Genomic DNA, 23,568 nt, shown 5'->3' with positions numbered 1-23,568 from the left:
GTGATTTACGTCAAGACGGCCAATGATGTGTATTTCGCCACTATTGGGTCGGAGGTCACTAACTTCATCGGCTCAATGATAGCCGTCGCAATGATGAGCCTATCAAACGGGTCCCTGTGATGGTGTTCAAGGTCCTTGACCGCGATGGCGTGCTCCGGGGTTATGGGCAGTTCCACGTAGCCGCTTTCCAGGCAGTATTCGCGAATTTCGTCCAGGTTGACGTTGAGCTTCCCGAGCCCGACCTTTATCGCCAGCTCCCAGAATGTGGCGGCACTGACGTAAATTTCAGCCGCGTTCTCGATCAGCTTTCTGGCCTTCGCTGACAGTTTTGGATCATCGCTCAGGGCCCAAAGCAGGATGTGGGTATCCAGCAGTATTCTCATGGGTGGTTTCCCTCAAACGCATCCAGCATGTCGTCTGGCAATGGCGCATCAAAGTCATCCGGCACCACCAGTTTGCCCTTCATTGCGCCGATTCGCCGGCCTGTCGGTTTCCCGACAGGAACAAGGCGAGCCATCGCGCGCCCATGCTTGGCTATGGTGATGATTTGGCCGGCGGCGGCATCATCGACCAGTTTTGATAAATTATTTTTTGCTTCACCCAACGGTACGGTAATCATTTGGTCTTCCCGAGGTTTTGGCCAAATATAGCCAAAATTTCGTAAGCAGGCAAAGATCAACCGACTGCTGGTGGAAGGTGATTTTTGCAGGGACGATTGTAGGTTTCCGAACGGGTAATGACTGGCATCCATGACGTCTCTCCTGAAGGAATTCGTCGAAGTCTGCCCGAGTGCAAGAGGTTTTTGACCCATGTTTTGGAAAATCAGATCGGACTTACTTAAGGGGAGACTTTTCCCGACAGTGCGGGCCGAATAGTTTCCCACGGTTACTCAACGGTCCCAGTACGGCACGGCCCCAAAACACTCGACGAAGTAGTCGATCACCGTCCGCACCTTCAACGACAGCCGCCGACTGCCCGGCCACAGCGCCGCAATCTGTTGCGGCTCCAGGGTCGTCGCCACTTCATAGTCGGTCAGCACCGCCTGCAGCGTGCCGGCACGCAGCCCTTCGCCGATCAACCAGGATGGAAACACCACCAGCCCCAGGCCCTGCTCGGCGGCGTGGGTCAGGGTGTCGGCGTGGTTACCGGTGATCGGGCCCTTGACGCTGTAGGACGTCCAGTCGTCCTGGTCGCGGCGGAAGAACCAGCGTTGTTGGCCGGTGACGCCCTTGTAGGCCAGGCATTGGTGGTTCACCAGTTCGTCTGGATGCCGGGGGGTTCCGAAGCGCTCCAGGTAGCCAGGGCTGGCAGCCAGGCGAAAGCGCTGGGGCGCGAAGATTCGCGCCTGCATGCCGGAATCGTTCAGCACGCCAATGCGAAACAGCAGGTCGGTGCCGTCTTGCAACGGGTCGACGTAGGTGTCGGTTTGCTGGATATCCAGTTGCAGCTTCGGATACCGCCGGCACAACTCCCCGAGCCACGGCGACAGATGGCGCTGGCCAAACACCATCGGCGCATTGATACGCACCAGGCCACTGGGTTCGTTTTCCTGTTCCTGCAATGCCTGACCGGCGACTTCCAGTTGCTCCAGCATCAACCGCGCATGATGCCCCAGCAGGCGGCCTGCTTCGGTAGGGCTGACCGCGCGCGTATGGCGGTACAGCAACTGTTGGCCCAAGGCCTGCTCCATCAACTGGATTTGCCGGGAAATGGAGGAGGGCGCCAGCCCTTCACGGCGTGCGACTTCGGAGAAGCTGCCGTAATCCAGTACCGCGACAAACAGGCGAAGCGCCTTGAAACTCAGTTCGTTCAAGCCCTGCATCATGACTCCTTGCTGTGCGAATTACGCAAAGGTGTTGTCGGCATGCTCCCATTTATCGCACAGCAGTGCCACCGGATAATGCGCGCCATTGTTCCTCTCCCTAACGCGCAGGTGATGTATGCAGGCTTCTTCAGTGGCGGGTGTGGCTCAGGCCAGGCCCAAGACGTTTCTTCGGTTGTTGCTATTGCCGCTGGTGATTTTCGCCGGCATGGGCTTGTCGGTGGAGGCCGGCTTGCTGGGCCCGCTGGGTGTGCAGGTCGGCCACTTGTGGGCGACCTTGAGTATCTTCGGCGTCGGCTCGGCGATCCTGTTTTTGCTGTTGCTGTTCAGCGGCCCGCAAAAGGGCCCGGCGTTGACCGACCTGCCGCGCTGGCAACTGATCGGCGGCTTCCTGGGGCCGATGTACGTGGTGGTGTTGACCCTGGCTACGCCACATATCGGCATCGCGATGACCATGATTGCGATCTTGTCGGGCCAGGTAGGCAAAAGCGTGTTGATCGACCATTTCGGCTGGTTCGGCACCGCCCGCAAGCGGGTCAATGTTGAGCGCTGGATTGCACTGGCGTTGATTGTGGTGGCACTTGTTCTGATTGCGCGAGGTTAAGTCGATGAACCTGATTCTATTGTTGGTGTTGGTCGTGGCCGCCGGTGCGGTATTGAGTGTGCAGGCCGCCATCAACGGCCGTCTCGGGCAGGCGGTGGGCGTATTGCGCAGCAGTCTGCTGACCTTTGTGGTGGGCGCGATCAGTACGGGCTTGCTGATTCTGTTCTTCGAGCCAGCCCACGCCGTCAGCCTGCTGGACGTGCCGAAATGGCAACTGACCGGCGCGTTGTTCGGGGTGGTGTACATGATGGTGATGGTCGGCGCGGTACCGATTGTGGGCACGGCGGTGGCGACGGTGGCGGTGATTGTGGGGCAGTTGGGCATGGGCATGCTGATCGACAACTTTGGCTGGCTCGGCAACCCGGCGATCGAACTGTCCGGCAGCCGGATCGTGGCGATGCTCTGCCTGGCGCTGGCCCTGGTGTTCATGTATCGCAGCAACGCTCGTCGGGCTGACTGAAGGGCCTTTGAACCTTGAATCATTGCCTATAGTCACTGCTTGAGGTGCCGGCGTTCGCCACACCTGGACGACCACGAAAAAGGAGTCTGACCATGCAAGAGAAAACATGCGCCTGCCCTCACTGCAACTGCCAGTTGGGGAAAACCGCAGTGATGAAGGATGGCAAGGGGTACTGCTGCCAAGGCTGCGCCGAGCATCATGCCCATGGTGAGCCTTGTGCATCGGCGACCGGATGCGAATGCGCCAAGTCCGCCCACGGCTAACGCGAACGACCTGTACCTGTAGGAGCGAGCTTGCTCGCGAAAAAACCGAGAGCGGCGCGGGGCACCAAATGCCCCGCGTTATCGTTAACGACCTTCGCGAGCACGCTCGCTCCTACAGTTTTCAGGTAGTTTTCAGGCAGTGGAGCGCGCATCCGAGCGGCGCCACTGCACGTTTTCGATACCGAATTTCTCGGCCTGGGGCTGGCTCGTCTTCTTCACCTGCTCCCGGGCAAAGCGCCCGATACGGCCTACGCCGGCATCGCAACTTGCCCAATGCCAGGCTTCGGCGTTGTCGAGTTTTTCCAGACGGATGATGAACGACTTGGGCTGGCCATGCAGCGTGTAGTCGATCACGAAAAGTTTTGCGTTAGTCATGGACCCGTTAACCCTCCCTGTGTCTTTAAGTGACCCTCCTGACGCGGTAAAAATTCACTCGGATTATCCGCCGCAGGTCTTATCATGGCTCTCCGCCCTGAATGATGTGCCCTCCATGGCCCTCGCCGCGCCGCCCGACCTCAGTGATCACGCCGTCCCCGTGCAACCTTTGGCGCGCACTTACCCGCGCGGGTTGTACATCGAGCCCCATCAACATGATTGGGGCCAGTTGCTCTATGCCATGAGCGGCGTGATGTGGGTCGAGACACCCCAGGAAGCGTTGGTGGTGCCGCCCCAGCGCGCGGTTTGGCTGCCGCCGGGTGTCGAGCACGGGATACGCGTGGTGTCGGACTTGCAGATGCGCAACATCTACCTGCGCCCGGCGCTGGCGGCGACCCTGGACAGCCAAGTGCAAGTGATCGAGGTCGGCGGGCTGCTTCGCGAACTGATCGTGGCGCTGGTGGAGCAGGGCGACCAGGGTGACCAGGCCTACTACGAGGCCGTGGTTGGCCTGGCCCTGCTGGAACTGCAGCGGGCCCGACGCTCGCCGATCCGTATCGCCTTGCCCGTGGGCGCCGATCGACGCCTGACGAGTGCCTGTCAGGCGGTAATGGCGTCACCCTCCCTGGATATTCCTTTTGAACAGCATGCCGAAGCGGCCGGTGCCAGCGTGCGTACGTTGGCCAGGCTGTTTCAGAACAGCCTGGGTATGGGCTTTGCCGAGTGGCGCCGCCAGGTGCAGTTGGCCACCGCCGTGGCCGAGTTGATCCAGGGCCAGCCGGTCAGCGCTATCGCCCGTTCCCTGGGGTATTCGCCGAGCAGTTTCAGCGACATGTTTCGCCGCGAACTGGGGATGGCGCCGTCGCAGTATCCCGTCTGAGGCTTGGCCGAAATCCTGAAGCAGTTGGCCGATGCTTCGGATTTGGCTTCCCTACACTGCCCGCATCAACCCTTGCTGCGGAGTGTTCCATGAATTACCTGATTTCCCTGGCCATCGGCCTGTCGGTCGGCGTGATTTACGGTGCCCTGGACTTTCGCTCGCCCGCGCCTCCTGCCATCGCCCTGGTCGGGCTGATGGGCATGTTGATGGGAGAGAAGCTCTGGCCCATGGGCCGGCAGATGGTCAGCGCCTGGTTGTCCTGAAACCCTTTTTAACCTCGATGGATATTGGCCATGAAAGCACTGCAATTTTCCGCCACCGGCGATCTCGCCGCCCTTGCTTACGTCGACGTCGCCACGCCGGTGCCGGCGGCCGGTGAAGTCCTGGTGCAGATTAAGGCCGCCGGGTTGAACCCCAGCGATGTGAAGAACGTGCTCGGGCGTTTTCCCTACACCACCTTGCCACGCATTCCCGGGCGGGACTTCGCCGGGGTGGTGGTGGAAGGTCCGCAGGAACTGGTCGGCCAGGAAGTCTGGGGCACCGGTCGCGACCTGGGCTTTTTCGCTGACGGTTCCCACGCCCAGTACCTCACCGTGTCGGCCAAGGGCGTGGCGCACAAGCCCAGCCATTTGAGCTTTGCCCAGGCCGCCAGCCTCGGCGTACCGTACACCACGGCGTGGGATGCCCTTGAGCGCAGCGGTGTCGGCAAAGGCACTCGCTTGTTGGTGATTGGTGCCAATGGTGCTGTGGGCAGTGCGGCTTTGGCCCTGGCGAAAATTCGCGGGGCCCAGGTGCTTGGGGCGGTGCGTCGGCCGGAACAGGTCGAGGCCTTGCGTGAGCAGGGTTTCGAGGGCTTGTTACTGGGCCAGCCGGAAGCGCTGGGAGGGCAGGTTACTGCGCTGTTCGATACCGGCGCCGATGTGATCTTTGACACCACCGGCTTCTGGTTGCCGGCAGCGGTGGCGGCACTCGCACCTTTTGGCCGTATCGCAATCATTGCCGCGCCGGTGGACGGGCACGTGCAACTGCCGGCCCTGGCGTTGTACCGCAAGGGTGGTTCGGTGGTGGGGATCAATTCGTTGCTCTACAACTGCGAACAGTGCGCGGTGATGCTGGAGCAGTTCGGGCGGTTCTTCGATGAGGATTTGCTGCCGCTGCCGACCGGTTTGCGGGAAGTGTCGCTGGCTGAAGGTGTGCAGTGCTTTGAGGAAGTGAACCGGGGCAGTGCAGACAAGATGATCTTCCTGCCCTGACCCGCTCATTGTGGGCGCGGGCTTGTGTGGGAGCGGGCTTGCTCGCGAATGCGGTGGAACAGTGCCGAATGTATTGGCTGACACACCGTATTCGCGAGCAAGCCCGCTCCCACATTTGATCTTTATTCAGGCTTCGGGAACGCCTTTTTCCCACGCCGACCAGTTCTTCAGAATCGCCTGTACCAGCGGATTTCCGGTGCGGTACAGGTTCTCCAGCGCCGGCACGAAACCGCCCTGGTCTGCGTACTTCAACAGGTTGTCCACTTCACTGTAGCCCGGATACGGCCGATCAAAGTCGGAACCGGCCCGCACCACCGCCAGGCGCTTGATGTCCACCAACCCTTCACGGCTGGCCCGCAGCAACGCTTCATAGGTGGAGTTGTCTTCCTGCTGGGTGGTGCAGTACACACCTTTATTGTCCGTCAGCAACTTGGTCCAGACCTCGGCGCGCTCACTCAGGCGAGTCCCGGAGAACCAGGTATTGCCGGCCAGGGTGTCGCACTGGGTGACCTGCGGCGGCTGATTGGCCGGCGCGTAGGGATAGTGTTTGCGCCAGGCCGTGGACTCCTTGCTTTCACTGAGTTCGACTTTCTGCGACAGCGCAAACGCCTTGGCTTGCAACTTGGGATTGAGCTCGAACACCTCGGTCTTGTAGTCCAGTGGCGGCTTCTCGTTCGGCCCCTTGGTATTGATGCCGATGTAGCCGGTCGGCCAGTCCTTCGGCGCGTCCCGTGAATCCAGCTCCCATTGGGTGCCGAACTCCACCAGGTAATGCGCCCACGCGGCGGTGCCGATGGTGCCGTGGTGCGGGTTGATCCCGGCAATCCCGGCAATCAGGAAGTAGCTTTGGCGCAGGTCGAACTTGGGCGACAACGCCAGTGCCAGGGTCGAGGCGGCGGCGTTGGTCTGGCCCATGCCGGTGACCAGCAGGCACACGTCCTGGGTGTTGCAGCGAATCACCGGATACTCGGCCGACAAGCCCGGCACGCGTACTTCCTGCTTGAGCTCCAGGCGGTCGATCCAGTTCTGCGCCTCAGGGGCGAACATGGTGATCAGCATCACCTTGGGCTTGATCGGGGCCACTGCATCAGCCAGCACGACCTGCGGCAACAGCGCCCCGGCGGCCAGGCCGATGGCGATAGAAAGGCGGGTAAAGGTCTTCATCTACTGCTCCTTGTTCACACTCAGAATTGATAGCCCACACCGGCGTAGTAACCCCAGCCGTTGGAGCGGGCGCGGAAAGTACCGTCGCCAAAGTTCAGCTCGCTGCCGTCTTCCCAGTTGCCGCCATTGTGGAAGTAACGGCCTACCAGGGTGAAACGCAGGTGAGTGAACGAATACAACAGCACGTTTGTTGCAACCAGGGAGTTGGCGGTGCGCGCAGGGTTGTCTTTGTGCAGGTCCGAGCCGAAATCGTAGTTGGTGAAGCCGATATAGGTCAGCGACGCACCATTGTCGAAGCTGCCGATGGGCACGATGTATTTCATCTGCGCACGGTAGCCGTCCCACGAATACTCGTTGCTGGCGCCGTAGTTTTCCCACTGGTAACGGCCGTAGAAGTTGGCCGACAGGTTGACCCGCGAGTGGGTCTCGATGTCGGTGCCGAGGCCGCTGTACAAGGTGTTGGCGCGGTTGGCCTTGTTGCTGCCGTGGTCGTAGATCCAGTCAAACGCCACGTACCACTCTTTGAACGGCCCGATGGCCAGGCTGCGGCCCGCCAGGTAGTCAATGGAGATACGCGGCTCGTGCTCCATGAACACTGGGGAGCCGTGGTCCCACGCGCCTTTGTCATTGCTGTTGCCGATGCCGAAGATCTTCGGGATGTCGACGTAGCCATACAGTTCGAACGGGCCCTTGCGGCCGAAGTATTCGTACTCCAGGTACACGTCATCGGCGGGTTTGGGGCCGAAGCTGATGTCTTTGCTGCCGATTACCGTCAGGTCCTGGTTGAACCAGTCCGACAGATACACGCCTTTTTTGGAAGGGCTGGCTTCGGGGGCCAGGGTTTCGCCCTGTGCTGAGTCATCGGAGGGTTTTTCCTGCGCCAAAATGGGTGCACTGAGTACTCCCGTAACGGCAGCCAGTAGCAGGGAAACAGCAAAAGGGGTGGCCGACGCGGGCCGTCTGGAAGTGGGTTGCATTGAAAATCCCTGTTCTTACGCGGTTGTGGCCCGATTCTTCGGGTTGAGGTGAACCTGGTGGCCAAGTTCGTTCCGCAAACGTTTGCACAGGTTGTACCAATTTGTGTCAATTGCATGAAGGAATTGAGAAAAGTGCGATTTAGTCGGCCTTTTGGTCAGAAACGTAACGGACCGGATGAAGACGTGTGTGGCATCCTGCAGGACCTCGCACTGGGAGTCGTCCGATGTTCGATCACTATTTGAAACGCTGGAACCTGACACCCGAGGGTGACGCCATCATCACCCCCGGCAGCGACCTGCTGCCGGTGCGCTGGGACGGGCAGCCGGCGATGCTCAAGATCGCCCGCGAGCCTGAGGAAAAGCTCGGCGGCGAGTTGATGACCTGGTGGGCCGGCGAGGGCGCTGCGCGAGTGTTTTTGCATGACGGCGATGCGGTGCTGATGGAGCGCGCAACCGGCCCGGGTTCGCTGATGCACATGGCCCTCAACGGCCAGGACGATGGAGCCAGCCGCATTGCCTGCGCCACCGTGGCGTTGTTGCATGCGCCGCGCCCGTCGCCACCGGCGGGCTTGCACTCATTGGAGCTCTGGTTCCGCTCCCTGTGGCTCGCCGCTGAGGGTAAAGGCGGGCGGATACGCGAGTGTGCCGCCACGGCCCGCAGCCTGCTGGCTTCACCTCAGGACCCGGTGGTGCTGCACGGTGATGTGCACCACGACAACATCCTCGATTTCGGCCCCCGGGGCTGGCTGGCGATTGATCCCAAGCGGGTGACCGGCGAGCGCGGCTATGACTACGCGAACCTGATCTGCAATCCGGATTTGCCCACTTGCACCGATCCGGCGCGATTTGCACGCCAGATCGAGATCATCGCCGGGGCCGCGGGCCTTGAGCGCCAGCGCCTGTTGCAATGGGTGGTGGCGCACGCCGGTTTGTCGGCGGCGTGGTTTCTGGAGGACGACCAGCGGCACCGGGCCGATAGGGAACTGGAAGTGGCGCGTCTGGCTCAATGCGCCTTGGTAAACGGCAGCGCCTGATCACCGTTGCGGTTGAACAGGTACATCGCCGTTTCCCTTCGATACTCGCTGGGTGTCTGGTTCATCTCGATGCGAAAGTGCCGGTTGAAGTTGGAGAGGTTGGCGTAGCCCACTTCAAAGCAGATATCGGCCACTGACATTTCGCTTTGCAGCAACAAGCGACAGGCGCGCTGCACCCGGAACTTGCGCATCAGGTCGATAAAGCCGTGGCCGGTGACACGCTTGAAGAACCGCGAGAAGCCCGGCTCGCTCATGTCCAGGCGCTGGGCGATCACCGACAGTCGCAGGTCGCCGGTCAACTCCGTCATCAGGTAGTCGAAAGCCTTGTGAATGCGCTCCGAACTACGGGCGTCCAGGCTTGGCGTGTAACAGGCACTGGCCAGGCGATGGGCTTCCCCGGACGGCGCCTGCATCAAGGTGTGCAGCAGCTGGATGAACAGAATCAGGCGCGCCAGCCCTTGGGCAGGGCCGATGGATTCCAGCAGTTGTGCGGCCTTCAGTGCCGTCTCGCCGGTGAACTCCAGGCCGCGCCGGGCCCGGTCAAACAGGCCTTGCAGGTCGCCCAGCTCAGGCAGCGTGGTGCGCAGGGCCAGCAGCGCGGCACCGTCGAACTGCAACACCACATCGCGCCCCGTCAGGTACTCGCCCGGGGCGAGGTCGCCGATCCAGTCGTGGGGCAGGTCGGGGCCGATCAGCGCCACATGGCCGGCGCCAAATGCGCCGATATAGTCGCCCGCCACCAGCTTGCCGCTGCCCTGGCGGATCAGGTGGATTTCGAATTCGGGGTGATGGTTCCAGCGAGCGAGTTCGAACGGATAGTCATGTTCGTACCAGCGAAAGCCATGCTCGGGCTCGGCCAGAATCACTTCCAGCTCGGCGGGGCGTTGCTCGAAAAGGGCGGATCGGCTTGCGGGCATGGGCTTGGCCCTTCTGGGCTTTTTGGAATGGCACCAAAATACGCCCTTTGTCCAAGTAGCCGCTACCCCGGGTTTTGCCCGCCGCTGATACTTTTTTGATCTTCGCGATGCGGTTAAAAAAGTATCAGCCGGGCATCCGCCAGTCGTTTGTCCGGCCCTGGGCAAGCTGCTGTAATCGGGCCGTCAACAACAAAAACAATAAGTGGAAACCGCCATGTTCAAGATTCCGAAAGCGCTGTTCCTGCTCTCCGGCCTCACACTCGCGATGGCCGCCCATGCTGCCGAAACCGTGACCATCGCCACGGTCAACAACAGTGACATGATCCGCATGCAACGCCTGTCCAAGGTGTTCGAACAGCAGCACCCCGAGGTCAAGCTCAACTGGGTAGTGCTCGAAGAAAATGTGCTGCGCCAGCGCCTCACCACCGACATCGCGACTCAGGGCGGCCAATTCGACGTGCTGACCATCGGCACCTATGAAACCCCGTTGTGGGGCGCCAAGCACTGGCTGGAACCGATCACGCCGCTGCCCGCCGATTATGACGTGGAAGACATCTTCCCTGCAGTGCGCCAGGGCCTGTCGGTGAACAACACCCTCTACGCCTTGCCGTTCTATGGTGAAAGCACCGTCACTTATTACCGCACCGACCTGTTCAAGCAGGCCGGCCTGACGATGCCGGAACATCCAACCTGGACCCAATTGGGCGAGTTTGCCGCCAAGCTACACCAGCCCGCCAAGGACCAATACGGCATGTGCCTGCGGGGCAAGGCTGGCTGGGGTGAAAACGTCGCGCTGCTGAGCACCATGGCCAACGCCTTTGGTGCGCGCTGGTTTGACGAGCAATGGAAACCCGAGCTGACGAGCCCGGAATGGACCGCGGCGGCAAACTTCTACGTCAGCACCCTGAAGAACTACGGCCCGCCGGGGGTTTCCAGCAACGGTTTCAATGAAACCCTGGCGCTGTTCAACAGCGGTAAATGCGCGATCTGGGTCGACGCCAGCGTCGCCGGCTCCTTCACCACCGACAAAACCCAAAGCAAAGTCGCCGACAGCGTGGGCTTTGCTGCCGCGCCGACCGAGGTCACCGACAAGGGCTCGTCGTGGCTGTACGCCTGGTCCCTGGCGATCCCGGCCACCTCCAAGCACAAGGACGCCGCCAAAGCCTTCATCACCTGGGCCACTTCCAAGGAATACATCCAGCTGGTGGCGGACAAGGAGGGCATCACCAACGTACCGCCGGGCACGCGCCAGTCCACCTACAACGCGGCGTACCTGGCCGCTGCGCCTTTTGCCAAGGTGACCTTGCAGATGATGCAACACGCCGACCCGGCGCACCCGTCGGCCAAACCCGTGCCGTACGTGGGCATCCAATACGTGACGATCCCCGAGTTCCAGGCCATCGGCACCTCGGTGGGCAAGCTGTTTTCGGCGGCGCTCACCGGCGGCATGACCGTCGACAAGGCACTGGCCGAGGCGCAGTCCACCACGATGCGCGAAATGAAACGCGCCGGCTACCCGAAATAACCACCTTAGGGACACTGCATTCATGAAACGACTGGAAGGTAAAAGCGCGCTGGTCACCGGCAGCGCCCGAGGCATTGGCCGGGCGTTTGCCCAGGCCTACATCAACGAAGGCGCCACCGTCGCCATCGCCGATATCAACCTGGAACGGGCCCGGGCCACCGCCACGGAGCTGGGCCCGAAGGCCTATGCGGTGGCGATGGACGTCACCGACCAGGCGTCCATCGACGCCGCGATCGCCGCCGTGGTAGCGCAGGCCGGCAAGCTCGACATCCTGATCAACAACGCCGCCTTGTTCGACCTGGCACCCATCACTGAGATCACCCGCGACAGCTTCGACCGGCTGTTCTCAATCAACGTCGCCGGTACGTTGTTCACCTTGCAGGCGGCGGCCAGGCAGATGATCAAACAGGGGCATGGCGGCAAGATCATCAACATGGCCAGCCAGGCCGGGCGCCGGGGTGAAGCGCTGGTGGCGGTGTACTGCGCGACCAAGGCGGCGGTGATCAGCCTCACGCAGTCGGCGGGGCTGAATCTGATCAAGCAAGGGATCAATGTGAACGCCATCGCACCGGGCGTGGTGGACGGTGAGCATTGGGACGGGGTGGACGCGATGTTTGCCAAACACGAAGGGCTGCCGCTGGGCGAGAAGAAAAAGCGCGTGGGGGCAGAGGTGCCGTTTGGGCGGATGGGCACGGCGGAGGATTTGACCGGGATGGCGGTTTTCCTCGCGTCCAAAGAGGCCGACTACGTGGTTGCCCAGACCTACAACGTCGACGGCGGCAACTGGATGAATTGAGTCGGACGCATCTCCTTGAACCACCGCAGATCAAAAAATGTGGGAGCGGGCTTGCTCGCGAAAGCGGTGTATCAGTCAACCTATCCGGCGACTGACACTCCGCATTCGCGAGCAAGCCCGCTCCCACAGTTTGATCTGCATTGCCCAGGGAAGGGTGCTTGGTCTTATTCGGCAAAACTGCGATCAAAGAAGTACACCGCCCCAGGCTTCAGGTTCTCCACTGTCGCCTGCGGCCGTCCGCCCTCGCCATGCTTCTTGCGCCCCGTCTCCCGCAAAAAGCCGGCGTCAGTCAACTTCAGCAACCGCTGGCGAATACTGGTCTTCAGCACCGGCCGCGCCAGCACCAGCGAAAAGATCGTGGTCGCCTCCGGTGCACTGAACTCATTGCCTAAAAACATCAACGGCAAGCTGCTGTACAGCGACTTGGAAAACAGCCTTTCCTGTACCGCCGCCACAATCGCGTTGTGATCGAACGGCAACTTGACCGCGCCTGCCGCCACCGCATCCAGCGAGAACCACCGCTGATGCCCAGCCAGCGTCACCTCGTCAGCCACAATCGCCAGGTAATAGGTTGACGACGACCAGCACCGCGGATCGCGAAACGCATCGCCCACCGTCCCCACTTGCTCATACCAGGCCAGCGCCAGTCCGACTTTGTCACTGGCCCGCAACCGCTCCACGGCATCCTGAAGGCTCAGATCTTGCACGCCGCCATTCACTACCACGCCCGGTAACGCCCAGTGCCCGGCGAAGGGCTCGGCTTCGCGCTGGTTGAGCAAGATCTTCAACTCCCCGGAGGCACGGCAATAGAACAGCACGCACAAGTCGACGGTGTGCAGGTAAGCGCTAAGGGTGGGGGCGTGGTCTGGCATGTCGGGTCCTGTTGGCAGCGGTAGGGCACAGTCTAACGGATCAAACGGCGATGTCGTGTACTCGATCCAGCATAGGTAATTAAATGTTTCTTGCCATGAAAGTACATGACGTGTACTTTTGTATCCAGGCCACAGGAGAACACGCACATGACCGTCTCTAAGAACGCTATCGCCTCATTCGACGTCGACGCCCAGAAGAGCTTCACGCCACTGTGCCCCAATGAATTGCCGGTCGCCGGCGGTGACGAGATTGGCGCCGAGCTCAATTACATGGCCAGCCTCGCCGGGCGCCGTGTCGGCAGCAAGGACGCCCACACCCCGCACGCGCCCTGGGTGGTGCAACACCACAGCGAGATGCTGCAACCCACCGGGCTGGCGCATGCCGACGTCACCTGGGTCGCCCACTGCGTACCGGGCACCGAGGGCTTCACCTTGCTGGACGAACTGCCCCCGCCCTATGACTACGACTACTTCATCTGGAAAGGCGTCGAGCCCGACCTGCACCCCTACGGCGCCTGCTACCACGACCTCCACGATAAACTCTCCACCGGCGTCATCGAATACCTCAATGCCCAAGGCGTCCAGCGGGTGATCGTCGGCGGCCTGGCCCTGGATTACTGCGTCAAGACCACCGCCTTGCAACTGCTCAAGGCCGGCTTCGAAGTGATCCTGCACCTGCCGGCGTGCCGTGGCATCAGCGAGGACGGCGGCGTGCAGGCGGTCAACCATCTGCAACAAGTCGGTGTTGTGATTACCCGCAATCGGGAAGAACTGGCCGCGATGGCCGCGCGTTAAGGAGTACCTCATGGAAAGTGCATACGACTACGAAAACAGTGTGATCCAGGGTTTGCTGGACACCGACTACTACACCTTCACCATGATGCAGGCCGTGCTGCACCAGCACCCGAATGTCGATGTGGAATACCAGTTCATCGTCCGCTCCAAAGAGAAACTCGGGCACCTGATTCCCGAGCTGCGGGTCGAGCTGGAAAAACTCGCCGGCCTCAGCATGCGCGAAGGCGAGCTGCGCTTTCTGTTCAACCAGCGCCGTGAGTACCTGACCCCGGATTTCGAGCGTTTCCTGGGCCTGTTCCGCTTCAACCTGCGGTATATCCACGTCAGTGAAATCGACGGCCAACTGAACATTCGCGTGGTTGGCCCGATGCTGCACTGCATCATGTTCGAACAGCCGGTATTGGCCCTGGTCAGCGAGCTGCGCAACCGCGACAAATACCCCGACGTGACCCTCGAAGACGTCACCCGCAAGCTTTATCAGAAGTTCGACTGGCTGGAGAAAAACCTCACCCGCGACGAACTGGCCGACCTGCGCGTCTCGGACTTTTCCACCCGCCGCCGGCTGTCGTTCAAGGCCCAGCGCGAAGTGGTCGACATCATGCGCCGTGACTTTCCCGGCCAGTTCATCGGCACCAGCAACGCGCACCTGGCCTACGAATTCGACTTGCCGCTGATCGGCACCATGGCTCACCAATGGCTGATGGTGCACCAGCAACTGGGCCGGCTGCGGGAAAGCCAGAACGCGGCGCTGGAAAACTGGGTGCGCGAATACCGTGGCCGGTTGGGCATCGCCCTGACCGACTGCATCAGCACCGACTTTTTCCTCAAGGATTTCGACCTGTACTTCGCCAAGCTGTACGACGGTTTGCGCCAGGACTCCGGTGACCCGATCGTGTGGGCCGACAAGGTGCTGGCCCGCTACAAGGAGCTGGGCATCGACCCGATGACCAAGGACCTGATGTTCTCCGACGGCCTGAACTTCGAAAAATGCCTGCCGATCCTGCGGCACGTGCGGGGCAAGGCCAAATTCGGCTTCGGCATGGGCACCAGCCTGGCCTGCGATGTGGACGGCGTAGAACCGCTGAGCATCGTGATGAAACTGGTGCGGGTGCATGGCGAGCCGGTGGTGAAGTTCTCCGATGACCCGATCAAGAACGTCTGCGAAGACGCCTCGTTCCTGCAGTACGCGGCGCAGGTGTTCAACGTCAGCAACGTCAATCCGCAATTGGGGGTGTGACATGCACACACAGGCACGTATCGCACACGCACTGAATATCAACCGGCTGCTCGGCAAGGGTGGCGAGGGCGCTGAGCTGCAACGGCGTATCGACTTCATCAAGCGCACGTTGCGCCGGTCCGGCTGCCACGCGTTGGTGCTGGGCATCAGCGGCGGCGTCGACTCACTGACCGCCGGGCGCCTGTGCCAACTGGCGGCGGAGCAACTGCGCAACGAGGACTACGAGGCGCGGTTTATCGCCATGCGCCTGCCCTATAAAACCCAGACGGACGAACGCGACGCCCAGGCCTCCCTGGACTTTATCGCGCCGGACCAGATCGAGACGCTGAACATCGCCGCCTGCGTCGACGGGCTGATGGGCAGCCTGTCTGCCGCGCAAGCCAGCGCCGAACGCATCGACTTTATCAAGGGCAACGTCAAGGCCCGGGCGCGGATGATGGCGCAGTACGCCGTGGCGAATTTGTATAACGGCCTGGTGGTGGGCACCGACCACGGCGCAGAGGCGTTGATGGGTTTTTTTACCAAGTTCGGTGACGGCGCCTGCGACCTGGCACCGCTGTCCGCCCTGACCAAGACCCAGGTGCGCCTGCTGGCCGGCGCCCTCGGCGGGCCACCGCACTTGGTGACGAAAGCGCCGACCGCCGACCTGGAAGAGCTGGCCCCGGGCAAGCTGGATGAGCTGGCCTATGGCTGCAGCTATGACGAGATTGACAGCTATCTGATGGGTGAGGCGGTGAGTGAGCGGGTGAGGACGATTGTGGAGAACGCTTACCTCAAGACCGCTCACAAGCGTGCATTACCGGCTGTTCCCGACTAAGACTTCCTGTTCCTTCCCGGCACTGTTGACGTTGACCGTACGCGCCACACTCACGCGGTCACCGTCAAACTCGCACACTACCCGGTCGCGAAACGCCGTCTGCGGGTAGATCCAGGTCATCTCCAGCGTCCTGGTATCCAGCCAGCGCGCGCCGGCAACGATCTGCGCATCCTTGAATTCATAACCGTGGTGCAACGCCCGGCCCGGCATGTTGGTGGTGCCGGCGATCCAGTGATCAATCCCCACCTCTAGGGCATGAGTCGCCTTGCTGTCAGTCAGTTGGAAGCGCAGTACATTGCCTTCGACGGCGAACGCCAATTGCTGCACATCCAGCCCGTTGGGCTCTACCTGATACACGCCCGTGAAATCTCTCGGCCCTGCACACGCTGAAAGCAACTCAGGCCGCTGTGCCATGCTCGCCAGACGTTGCTCCAACCGTGCATCCGCTTCGGCTTTGATCGTGCAATCATCGCCAAACGCCGCCGGAAAATGCCGCTCGACAAACGGAATCAGCTCCGCCGAATTCTTCATCCCGCCGATCACCACCAGCGTTGCACCGTACTCGCGGAACACCATCGCCATCTGCACAAACACCCCGACCGCGCTGAAGGCGTGTGCCGGTTTCATCATCCAGTGATAACCGTAGCGGCTGTTCGGCCCGCCTTGTGGTTGGGTGGCCGCTGCAACCCAGGCCGCCGGTAGAACCTGCTTGCCATGCCACACGCCACCTTGTGCATGCAGCACACCGAGCTTGAGCATCGCCGAGGTCGGTGCCTTCAAGCCATTGCCGCCGGGGTTCACGCCATCGGGGCCGATGTCCCAGCTTTCATTGTGGATGTCCAGCGGCACAAACAGCCGGGGCTTGAGGTACGCGTGCAAGGTTTGCCCGGTGACCTTGTTGATCAGCGCCGACAGCATGTAGCTGGCCGCACTCGTATAGACGTAGGTGGTACCCGGCGCATAGGCCAGCGGGATTTTGAAGAACTCGGCAATCCAGCTGGTCTCGATGCCGCGCCATACTGCGCCCGAGGTGTTGGCGGCGTGGCCGGTGCGCATGCTCAGCAGGTGCTCCACGGTCATGTCTGCCAGGCGCGGGTCGGCATCCGCCGGCAGAAACTCGGGAAAGAACTCCACCAGCCGGTCATCCAGCTTCAACAAGCCTTCATCCAGCGCCAGGCCAATGGCACACGCCGTGAAGCTTTTGGCCACCGAGTGCAGTACCCGCGGCTCGTTCGGGTCCACCGGCCAGCTCCAGCCTTCGGCGACCACGTGGCCATGGCGGTGCAGCATCAGGCCTTGCAGGTCGAGGCCGGCGGCTTTCACTTCATCGAGAAAGGCAATCAGGTGCTCGGGGTCAACGCCGACGCTGCTGGCGCTGGCGCGGGACAAACCATCGTAGGACATGGGCATAAACAGGCTCGTGGGGGAGAGGGGAGTCAACGGCTGCGGTGCACCAGCCGCGAATAGGAAATCAGCATGCTGGTCAGCTCCTGGCTGACGCTGGTGAGCGGTGATGAACGGCGGCTGATCAGGCACACATCGCGCGTCGCCAGCGGTTCTTCGATGGCGATAGTGGTCAGGGCGCTGGAAAACAGCTTCATCCCCGGCAGCATGCGCGGCTCGATGGTCAGGTAATCGGTTTCCGAGACGATGTGCAGGGTTTCCAGCAACGAATCGGTGGTGATCGCGATCTTCGGCGGCGCCAGGCCTTGGGTGCGGAACAGTTCGATCAAGCGGTTTTCCGCACCGCCCACCACGCCGGCCGGCCGCACGCTGATCCACTGGCAGTCGGTAAGGGCTTGCACGGATTTTGCCTGGGCTTGCGGGTGGCCCTTGCGCGCAATAATGCCGGCGTTGGAGCTGTAGAGTCGGTCGATGGCCAGGTCGATATCAGCAACGTTCGGCGCCAGCGGGCACAGCACGAAATCCAGGCGGCCATCGCGGACTTTTTCCACCAGGCCCTTGGTGGTTCCGCTGGCTACGTGTACCTGCATGCGCGGGAAGCGCTGGGTGAAGTTGCTCAGCACGGGCAGCAGCAATTCGGCCAAGGGTTCGGAGGTCACGCCCAGGGCAATATGGCCTTCGGGTTCGCCTTTCCAGGGTTGCAGGTCGAGCAGGGCGCGTTCGCAGTCGAGGGTGATGGAGCGGGCACGGGCCAGGAACACCTCGCCGGCGGGGGTCAGGTTGATGCCCTGGTTGGAGCGTTGCAGCAGCACCACCCCGAGTTCCTTTTCCAGGGTCTGGATCGATTGGGTCAGGGTGCTTTGCGCCACATCCAGCTGGCGTGCGGCAGAACGGAAGCTGCCTTTTTCAACCACGGAGCAGAACGCACGAAGATGGGTGAGGGTCATGACAGTCGGCTCAGTCAGTGCTGCATTTAAACCATTGAATGCCAGCCAGCTTATCTGATGACTATAGGTGCGCACAGATCGGTATGAGCGATCGCGATCATTATTTCTGATCATTGAAATCGCATTTTTTCCCGCTACAGGCCCTGGTTTCTCGGTACGGTAAGCCCAGGGCGGCACATGGACGGTTGATGATCGGATAAACCGAGCCCGATCACTCGGAGCGTTCTTCTCAAGCTCATTGGGTGGCGAATAAGATCGGTCCAGGAACATTCGCACACCGTTATCAGCGACTAAAACAACAACAACTATTCAGGTGTTCGGCCGTGCCTCTTTTTGGGTCCTGCCAGCGTCCGAACCCAAGCGTAAGGATCATTCAAGGTGCATTTATCATGAACAAGACTTTAATCCTGGCTGGCGCCTTGTCCGCCGCGCTGATGGGCACTGCCCACGCCGAGAATCTGTTGAGAGTCGCGTTGAACGCTGACATTCGCAGCACCGAGCCAGGCGTCAACCGTGACACCAACTCCGACGCCGTCATCCTGCACATTACCGAAGGACTGGTGGCCTTCCGTGAGGATGCCACCGTCGGCCCGCTGCTGGCCAAGGACGTGCAGGTGTCCGACGATGGCCTGCGCTACACCTTCCATCTGCGCAGCGGAGTCAAGTTCCAGAACGGTGCGCCGTTGACCTCTGCCGAAGTGTTATGGACCTGGAAGCACTACCTGGACCCGAAAACCCAATGGCGCTGCGCCCCGGAATTCGACGGCCATGGCGGCGCCAAGATTGTCGACATGAGCGCCCCGGATCCACTCACCGTGGTGTTCACTCTGGACAAGCCTAACGGCCTGTTCCTCACCAGCACCGCGTTGCCGGAGTGCGGTGGCAGCGGCATACTGCACCCCGACTCGGTGGTCGATGGCCAATGGAAAGCGCCCATCGGCACCGGCCCGTTCCGCTTGGGCGAATGGAAACCCGGTCAATACATCGACCTGCTGCGCAACGCCGACTACACCCCGCGTGACGAGAAAGAACCGGATGGCTACACCGGCAATAAAACCACGACCCTCGACCGTGTACGCCTGCTGGTGATCCCCGACCCGGCGGCGGCCAAGGCGGCGTTGCTGTCGAAGAACGTCGACCTGCTGATTGACGTTACGCCCCTGGACGCTACCGAACTGGCCGCCAACCCGGGCATCAAGGTCACCTCCAGCGGCACCATGTCGGTCAACGCATTGCTGTTCCAGACCCGCGACCCCTTACTGAAAGATGTGCGCCTGCGCCAGGCCATCGCCCACTCGCTGGACTCCGCACAAATCGTCGCCGCCCTGACCGGTGGCCGTTCCCAGGCCAACAACTCGATGGTCGCCAGCGGTAGCCACTACCATCAGGCCGTCGAGAATCAGGGCTTCGATTTCGACCCGGCCAAGACCGCACAGCTGCTGCGGGAAGCCGGCTATAAAGGCCAGCCGATCAAGCTGATCGTCAACAAACGTTACGCCGCGATCTTCGACATGGGCGTGTTCGTGCAAGCCATGGCCAAGGCCAGCGGCCTCAACCTGGAACTGGAAACCCTGGAGTGGGGCACTCAGTTGGAGCGCTACCAGACCGGTAACTACCAGATGATGGCTTTCCCGTACTCCGAACGCCTCGACCCGGCCCTGAGTTTCGACTCGATGACCGGCAACAAGGACAAGGAAGCGCGCAAGGTCTGGGACAACCCCCAAGCTCAGGAATGGCTGCGTGAAGCCCAGCGTGAAGGCGATATCACCAAGCGCCAGGCCTTGTTCGACCAACTGCATCAGCAGATGCTCAAGGACGTGCCGATGATCCCGATGTACAACGGCAATGCGATTGCAGCCAGCCGTGATTACGTGAAAGGCCTGCGCACCTGGCCGGTGTCCAAGCCGCGCTTGTGGACCGTCAGCGTGCCTGCGACCGGGAGTAACTGAGGATGTTGCGTTTCATCTTCCAACGGCTGGCGATGTCGATCCCGACCTTGCTGCTGATCTCGCTGATGGTGTTCGCGATCATCCGCCTGGTGCCCGGTGACCCGGCGCTGCTGATGCTCGGCGACATGGCCGATGCCCACAGCCTGGAGGTCGCCCGCGCGTCCCTGGGCCTGGACCAGCCGCTGCCGCTGCAGTTTGTGATCTGGCTCAAGGCAGTGCTCAGCGGTGACCTCGGGCATTCCATCACCACCAACGAAGCGGTGTTGCCGCTGATTCTTGACCGCTTCCAGGTGAGTGCCGGGATCGTACTGGTATCGGTGTTGCTCGCGGCGTTGATTGCGGTCCCGGCGGGCTTGCTCTCGGCGTGGAAACAGAACAGTTCCCTGGACTTTGGCGTGGTATCTACCGCCACTTTGTTGCTGTCGATCCCGAGCTTCTGGCTGGGATTGCTGTTGCTCTACGCGTTCGGCATCAAGCTCGGCTGGCTGCCGGTGGTGGGTTACGTGTCGTTCGGCCAATCGCCGTGGCAAGCCTTGAGTTTTATCGTGCTGCCGATCGTCACTCTGACGTTGGTGGAACTCGGTGCGATCACACGCATGGCCCGCGCCAGTGCAATTGAAGTGCTGCGCCTGGAATACATCACCCACGCCCGGGCCAAGGGGTTGTCGGAGCGGGCGGTGTTATGGCGCCATGCACTGCGCAACTCGTTTGCGCCGACCCTGACCCTGATCGGCCTGATCCTCGGCAACCTGCTCAGCGGTATCGCGGTGCTCGAAACGGTGTTCACCCTGCCAGGCATCGGCCGGCTGATGGTCGACGCTATCTACGCCCGGGACTACCCGGTGCTGCAAGGCTGCCTGCTGCTGGTGACCTTTGTCTATGTGCTGGTCAACCTGTTGGTGGACCTGCTGTACCCGCTCTTCGACCCCAGGGTTAAGTTATGAATAAGCCTCTACCTGCCGCACCCGAGGTGCTGTTGCCGGCACCGGCGCGTGTCCCCAGGGCCTGGCGTGTTCCGCCGCTGAACGCGTTGATCGGCGCGCTGCTGCTGGCCTTGTTGTTGATCATGGCCTTGCTGGGCCTGGTCTGGACGCCCCATGACCCATTGGCCCTGAACCTGTTGGCGCGCTTGCAGGCGCCCACCGCCGCGCACTGGCTGGGCACCGACGAATACGGCCGCGACGTGCTGAGCCGCTTGATGATTGGCGCGCACACCAGCCTGTGGGTGAGTGTGTTGACGGTGACGCTGGCGATTACTGCCGGCACGGTGCTTGGCCTGCTGGCCGGGTTCCTGCGGGGTTGGGTCGACCGTGGCCTGATGATGGTCAACGATGCCTTGCTGGCGTTTCCCGGAATCCTGCTGGCCTTGGGCTTGATGGCAATCATCGGCCCGAGCCTGTACGGCATCGTCTTCGCCTTGAGCCTGGCCTACACGCCATCGGTGGTGCGGGTGGTGCGCGGCACGGTGCTGTCATTGCGGGAGAAGGAGTTTGTCGAAGCCTCGCGGGTGATCGGCAACTCCGAGCTGTACACCATGCTGCGGCACATCGCGCCGAACTGCGTGGCGCCGGTGTGCGTGCTGGCTACCAGCATGTTCGGCTGGGCGATCCTGGCGGAAAGCTCCCTGAGTTTCCTCGGCCTGGGCGTACCGCCGCCGGCTGCCACCTGGGGCAACATGCTCGCCGCCAGCCGGCCGTATATCGCCACGGCCAGTTGGCTGGGGCTGTTTCCCGGTGTCTGCATCGCCATGGCGTTGCTGGCGTTCAACCTGTGTGGCGATGCCTTGCGCGATCGTCTCGACCCACGGATGAGTAAATGACCATGACTGACATCCTTCTGGCAGTCGACCGGCTGAAAATCCGCGTGGGGGCCAACGGCCCGCTGGCGGTCAACGACCTGAGCTTCACCATCGCCCCCGGCGAAATCGTGGCGCTGGTGGGCGAGTCCGGCAGCGGCAAGACCATGGCCGCCCGCGCCGCCATCGGCCTGCTGCCACCGCCGCTTGAGCAATGCAGCGGCCAGGTGCGCTTCCAGGGCCATGACCTTGGCAGCCTTGCGCCTGAGCAACTGCGCCAGTTGCGTGGGGCGAAGATCGGCATGGTGTTCCAGGAACCCATGGTGTCCCTCAACCCGTCCATGAGCATCGGCGAGCAAATGGCCGAAGGGTTGCGCCTGCACACCAAGCTGACGGACGCGCAGATCCGTGAGCGCAGCTTGGAAATGCTCGGGCATATCGGCATCAAGGACGCCGAACGATGCCTGGCGGCGTTTCCCCACGAGTTCTCCGGCGGCATGCGCCAACGCATCATGCTCGCCTCGGTGATGCTGCTGCGCCCGGCCTTGCTGATTGCCGACGAGCCCACCACGGCCCTGGATTGCCTGGCGCAACTGGACGTGTTGAAGCTGATGCTCGACCTGACCCGCGAGCAGGGCACGGCGATCCTGTTTATCAGCCACGACCTGTCACTGGTGGCTCGCTACGCCGACAAAGTGGTGGTGATGCGCGAAGGCCGCGCGGTGGAGCAGGGCACTATCGAACAGATCCTGCTGGCGCCCAAGGCCGAGTACACCCGGCAACTGCTGGAAGCCCTGCCTCGGCGCGGCACCCTGGCGCCATTGCCCAAGGCCGACCGGCCGTTGCTGACGGTCAAGGACGTGTGCATTGAGCACCCGGGGCCCCGCAGACTCTGGGGCCGCAGCCAGTTCAAGCGCGTGGTGCATTCGGCCAACCTGTCCATCGCACCGGGGGAAACCCTGGCGTTGGTGGGCGGCAGCGGCTCGGGTAAGACCACTCTGGGCCGGGCGATTGTCGGGCTGAACAGCCCGTGTTCCGGCGCCATCGAGTTTGAGGGTGTGGACATTCTCAAGGCCGGCAACCGCGACCATCGCCTGCAATGCCAAATGATTTTCCAGGACCCGTATTCGTCCCTCGACCCGCGGATGAAGATCGGTGACATCCTCGCCGAACCCCTGCGCCATGTGCCCGGTATGACGCCCGCGCAGCGTCGTGAGCGGGTGGCGAAAACCCTGGTGGACATCGGCTTGGCGGAGCAGTTTGTCGAGCGCTTTCCGCACCAGTTGTCCGGTGGCCAGCGTCAACGCGTGGCCATCGGCCGGGCGCTGGTGCGGCACCCGCGACTGGTGATTGCCGATGAGCCGATCTCGGCGTTGGACATGACCATCCAGAAGCAGATTCTTGAGCTGTTCGAACGCCTGCAGGCGCAGTACGGCTTTGCCTGCCTGTTTATCTCCCACGACCTGGCAGCGGTGGAACGCATCGCCCACCGGGTAGCCGTGATGAGCGAGGGCCGGGTGGTGGAAATGGGCGCCCGCGACCAGATCTTCGACAGCCCGCAACACCCTTACACCCGCAAGCTGCTGGCCGCTGCCAGCCCTTTGGAGAAACTTGAAAACGGTGGCTACCGCATCCGCCAGGGCCCCGTACCGCTAGCGCTGTAACCCAGGACAGGCATCACC

At 61.9% G+C, this 23,568-nt stretch carries 26 protein-coding genes; 16 read left to right on the top strand and 10 right to left on the bottom strand.

Annotated elements, in window-relative coordinates; all coding sequences use genetic code 11:
• Positions 1-5: 5 nt before the first annotated feature.
• From AU074_RS20525 to AU074_RS20515, 3 genes are all read right to left on the bottom strand, one after another.
• Positions 6-383: a type II toxin-antitoxin system VapC family toxin gene (locus AU074_RS20525; RefSeq protein ID WP_076016277.1), complete on the bottom strand. Its 378-nt coding sequence runs from the start codon at positions 381-383 to the stop codon at positions 6-8.
• Positions 380-751, bottom strand: coding sequence for a type II toxin-antitoxin system Phd/YefM family antitoxin (locus tag AU074_RS34595; RefSeq protein WP_256576938.1), 372 nt, complete (start codon positions 749-751; stop codon positions 380-382). The genes AU074_RS20525 and AU074_RS34595 overlap by 4 nt, the downstream gene beginning before the upstream one ends.
• A gap of 138 nt (positions 752-889) precedes the next feature.
• Positions 890-1,822, bottom strand: a complete 933-nt coding sequence (locus AU074_RS20515) for a LysR family transcriptional regulator (protein WP_076016276.1) — start codon at positions 1,820-1,822, stop codon at positions 890-892.
• A 118-nt stretch (positions 1,823-1,940) separates the two neighbouring features.
• On the opposite strand from AU074_RS20515, the gene AU074_RS20510 reads away from it, so the two are divergent.
• The 3 genes from AU074_RS20510 to AU074_RS20500 all read left to right on the top strand — a co-directional run bounded on the left by AU074_RS20510 (position 1,941) and on the right by AU074_RS20500 (position 3,149).
• Positions 1,941-2,426 carry a DMT family transporter gene (locus AU074_RS20510; RefSeq protein ID WP_076016275.1) on the top strand — a complete coding sequence of 162 codons (486 nt, stop codon included), beginning with the start codon at positions 1,941-1,943 and terminating at the stop codon, positions 2,424-2,426.
• 4 nt (positions 2,427-2,430) lie between these two features.
• Positions 2,431-2,886: a DMT family transporter gene (locus AU074_RS20505; RefSeq protein WP_003208100.1), complete on the top strand. Its 456-nt coding sequence runs from the start codon at positions 2,431-2,433 to the stop codon at positions 2,884-2,886.
• A 92-nt stretch (positions 2,887-2,978) separates the two neighbouring features.
• A complete protein-coding gene (locus AU074_RS20500; RefSeq protein ID WP_076016274.1) occupies positions 2,979-3,149 on the top strand; it encodes a metallothionein in 171 nt (56 codons plus the stop codon).
• Positions 3,150-3,281: 132 nt separating this feature from the next.
• Here AU074_RS20500 and AU074_RS20495 read toward each other — a convergent pair whose 3' ends face one another.
• On the bottom strand, positions 3,282-3,524 hold the full coding sequence (locus AU074_RS20495; RefSeq protein ID WP_076016273.1) for a DUF6555 family protein: 243 nt from the start codon (positions 3,522-3,524) through the stop codon (positions 3,282-3,284).
• A 115-nt stretch (positions 3,525-3,639) separates the two neighbouring features.
• On the opposite strand from AU074_RS20495, the gene AU074_RS20490 reads away from it, so the two are divergent.
• The 3 genes from AU074_RS20490 to AU074_RS20480 all read left to right on the top strand — a co-directional run bounded on the left by AU074_RS20490 (position 3,640) and on the right by AU074_RS20480 (position 5,657).
• A complete protein-coding gene (locus AU074_RS20490; protein ID WP_076016272.1) occupies positions 3,640-4,404 on the top strand; it encodes a helix-turn-helix domain-containing protein in 765 nt (254 codons plus the stop codon).
• An 89-nt stretch (positions 4,405-4,493) separates the two neighbouring features.
• Positions 4,494-4,667 (top strand): DUF1427 family protein, encoded by a 174-nt coding sequence (locus tag AU074_RS20485; protein ID WP_076016271.1) that lies wholly within the window; start codon positions 4,494-4,496, stop codon positions 4,665-4,667.
• 30 nt (positions 4,668-4,697) lie between these two features.
• The gene (locus AU074_RS20480) at positions 4,698-5,657 is read left to right on the top strand and encodes a zinc-binding alcohol dehydrogenase family protein (RefSeq protein WP_076016270.1); all 960 of its coding nucleotides are present in this window, start codon (positions 4,698-4,700) and stop codon (positions 5,655-5,657) included.
• A 126-nt stretch (positions 5,658-5,783) separates the two neighbouring features.
• Here AU074_RS20480 and AU074_RS20475 read toward each other — a convergent pair whose 3' ends face one another.
• Together AU074_RS20475 and AU074_RS20470 are read right to left on the bottom strand one after the other, a co-directional pair.
• Positions 5,784-6,821: a purine nucleoside permease gene (locus AU074_RS20475; protein ID WP_076016269.1), complete on the bottom strand. Its 1,038-nt coding sequence runs from the start codon at positions 6,819-6,821 to the stop codon at positions 5,784-5,786.
• A gap of 20 nt (positions 6,822-6,841) precedes the next feature.
• Entirely contained in the window at positions 6,842-7,798 is a 957-nt protein-coding gene (locus tag AU074_RS20470; RefSeq protein WP_076016268.1) for a nucleoside-specific channel-forming protein Tsx, read from the bottom strand.
• Positions 7,799-8,022: 224 nt separating this feature from the next.
• Between AU074_RS20470 and AU074_RS20465 the strand changes: the two genes are divergently transcribed.
• Positions 8,023-8,832 (top strand): aminoglycoside phosphotransferase family protein, encoded by an 810-nt coding sequence (locus AU074_RS20465; protein ID WP_076016267.1) that lies wholly within the window; start codon positions 8,023-8,025, stop codon positions 8,830-8,832.
• On the opposite strand, the gene AU074_RS20460 is transcribed toward AU074_RS20465, so the two are convergent.
• Positions 8,802-9,749 (bottom strand): AraC family transcriptional regulator, encoded by a 948-nt coding sequence (locus AU074_RS20460; protein ID WP_076016266.1) that lies wholly within the window; start codon positions 9,747-9,749, stop codon positions 8,802-8,804. The genes AU074_RS20465 and AU074_RS20460 overlap by 31 nt on opposite strands.
• Positions 9,750-9,963: 214 nt before the next feature.
• Between AU074_RS20460 and AU074_RS20455 the strand changes: the two genes are divergently transcribed.
• Complete coding sequence (locus AU074_RS20455) at positions 9,964-11,274, top strand: sugar ABC transporter substrate-binding protein (protein WP_076016265.1); 1,311 nt, start codon at positions 9,964-9,966, stop codon at positions 11,272-11,274.
• A 22-nt stretch (positions 11,275-11,296) separates the two neighbouring features.
• Positions 11,297-12,070 carry an L-iditol 2-dehydrogenase gene (locus tag AU074_RS20450; RefSeq protein ID WP_076016264.1) on the top strand — a complete coding sequence of 258 codons (774 nt, stop codon included), beginning with the start codon at positions 11,297-11,299 and terminating at the stop codon, positions 12,068-12,070.
• Positions 12,071-12,234: 164 nt separating this feature from the next.
• On the opposite strand, the gene AU074_RS20445 is transcribed toward AU074_RS20450, so the two are convergent.
• Entirely contained in the window at positions 12,235-12,942 is a 708-nt protein-coding gene (locus tag AU074_RS20445) for an NUDIX hydrolase (protein WP_076016263.1), read from the bottom strand.
• A 147-nt stretch (positions 12,943-13,089) separates the two neighbouring features.
• Here AU074_RS20445 and AU074_RS20440 point away from each other — a divergent pair, with 147 nt between their 5' ends.
• From AU074_RS20440 to nadE, 3 genes are read left to right on the top strand one after another with little or no spacing between them, the layout of a single operon-like run.
• Complete coding sequence (locus tag AU074_RS20440) at positions 13,090-13,737, top strand: nicotinamidase (RefSeq protein WP_076016262.1); 648 nt, start codon at positions 13,090-13,092, stop codon at positions 13,735-13,737.
• 10 nt (positions 13,738-13,747) lie between these two features.
• Entirely contained in the window at positions 13,748-14,974 is a 1,227-nt protein-coding gene (gene pncB / locus AU074_RS20435) for a nicotinate phosphoribosyltransferase (protein WP_076016261.1), read from the top strand.
• A 1-nt stretch (position 14,975) separates the two neighbouring features.
• Positions 14,976-15,791: an ammonia-dependent NAD(+) synthetase gene (nadE, locus tag AU074_RS20430; RefSeq protein WP_076016260.1), complete on the top strand. Its 816-nt coding sequence runs from the start codon at positions 14,976-14,978 to the stop codon at positions 15,789-15,791.
• On the opposite strand, the gene AU074_RS20425 is transcribed toward nadE, so the two are convergent.
• Both AU074_RS20425 and AU074_RS20420 read right to left on the bottom strand, forming a co-directional pair.
• The gene (locus AU074_RS20425; RefSeq protein WP_076016259.1) at positions 15,771-17,201 is read right to left on the bottom strand and encodes a serine hydrolase; all 1,431 of its coding nucleotides are present in this window, start codon (positions 17,199-17,201) and stop codon (positions 15,771-15,773) included. The genes nadE and AU074_RS20425 overlap by 21 nt on opposite strands.
• Positions 17,202-17,227: 26 nt before the next feature.
• A complete protein-coding gene (locus AU074_RS20420) occupies positions 17,228-18,142 on the bottom strand; it encodes a LysR substrate-binding domain-containing protein (protein ID WP_076016258.1) in 915 nt (304 codons plus the stop codon).
• A 389-nt stretch (positions 18,143-18,531) separates the two neighbouring features.
• On the opposite strand from AU074_RS20420, the gene AU074_RS20415 reads away from it, so the two are divergent.
• Genes AU074_RS20415 through AU074_RS20400 form a run of 4 tightly spaced genes read left to right on the top strand, consistent with a single transcriptional unit; the run spans position 18,532 to position 23,550 of the window.
• On the top strand, positions 18,532-20,091 hold the full coding sequence (locus AU074_RS20415; RefSeq protein WP_076016257.1) for an ABC transporter substrate-binding protein: 1,560 nt from the start codon (positions 18,532-18,534) through the stop codon (positions 20,089-20,091).
• A gap of 2 nt (positions 20,092-20,093) precedes the next feature.
• The gene (locus tag AU074_RS20410) at positions 20,094-21,035 is read left to right on the top strand and encodes an ABC transporter permease (RefSeq protein WP_003208135.1); all 942 of its coding nucleotides are present in this window, start codon (positions 20,094-20,096) and stop codon (positions 21,033-21,035) included.
• On the top strand, positions 21,032-21,910 hold the full coding sequence (locus tag AU074_RS20405; protein WP_076016256.1) for an ABC transporter permease: 879 nt from the start codon (positions 21,032-21,034) through the stop codon (positions 21,908-21,910). The genes AU074_RS20410 and AU074_RS20405 overlap by 4 nt, the downstream gene beginning before the upstream one ends.
• Positions 21,907-23,550 (top strand): ABC transporter ATP-binding protein, encoded by a 1,644-nt coding sequence (locus AU074_RS20400; protein WP_076016255.1) that lies wholly within the window; start codon positions 21,907-21,909, stop codon positions 23,548-23,550. Before AU074_RS20405 ends, AU074_RS20400 begins: the two co-directional genes overlap by 4 nt.
• The last annotated feature ends 18 nt before the right edge of the window (positions 23,551-23,568 follow it).

The organism is Pseudomonas sp. ATCC PTA-122608 (genome assembly GCF_001952855.1).
GTDB lineage: Bacteria > Pseudomonadota > Gammaproteobacteria > Pseudomonadales > Pseudomonadaceae > Aquipseudomonas.
This window is presented reverse-complemented; position numbering and strand designations above follow the sequence as displayed.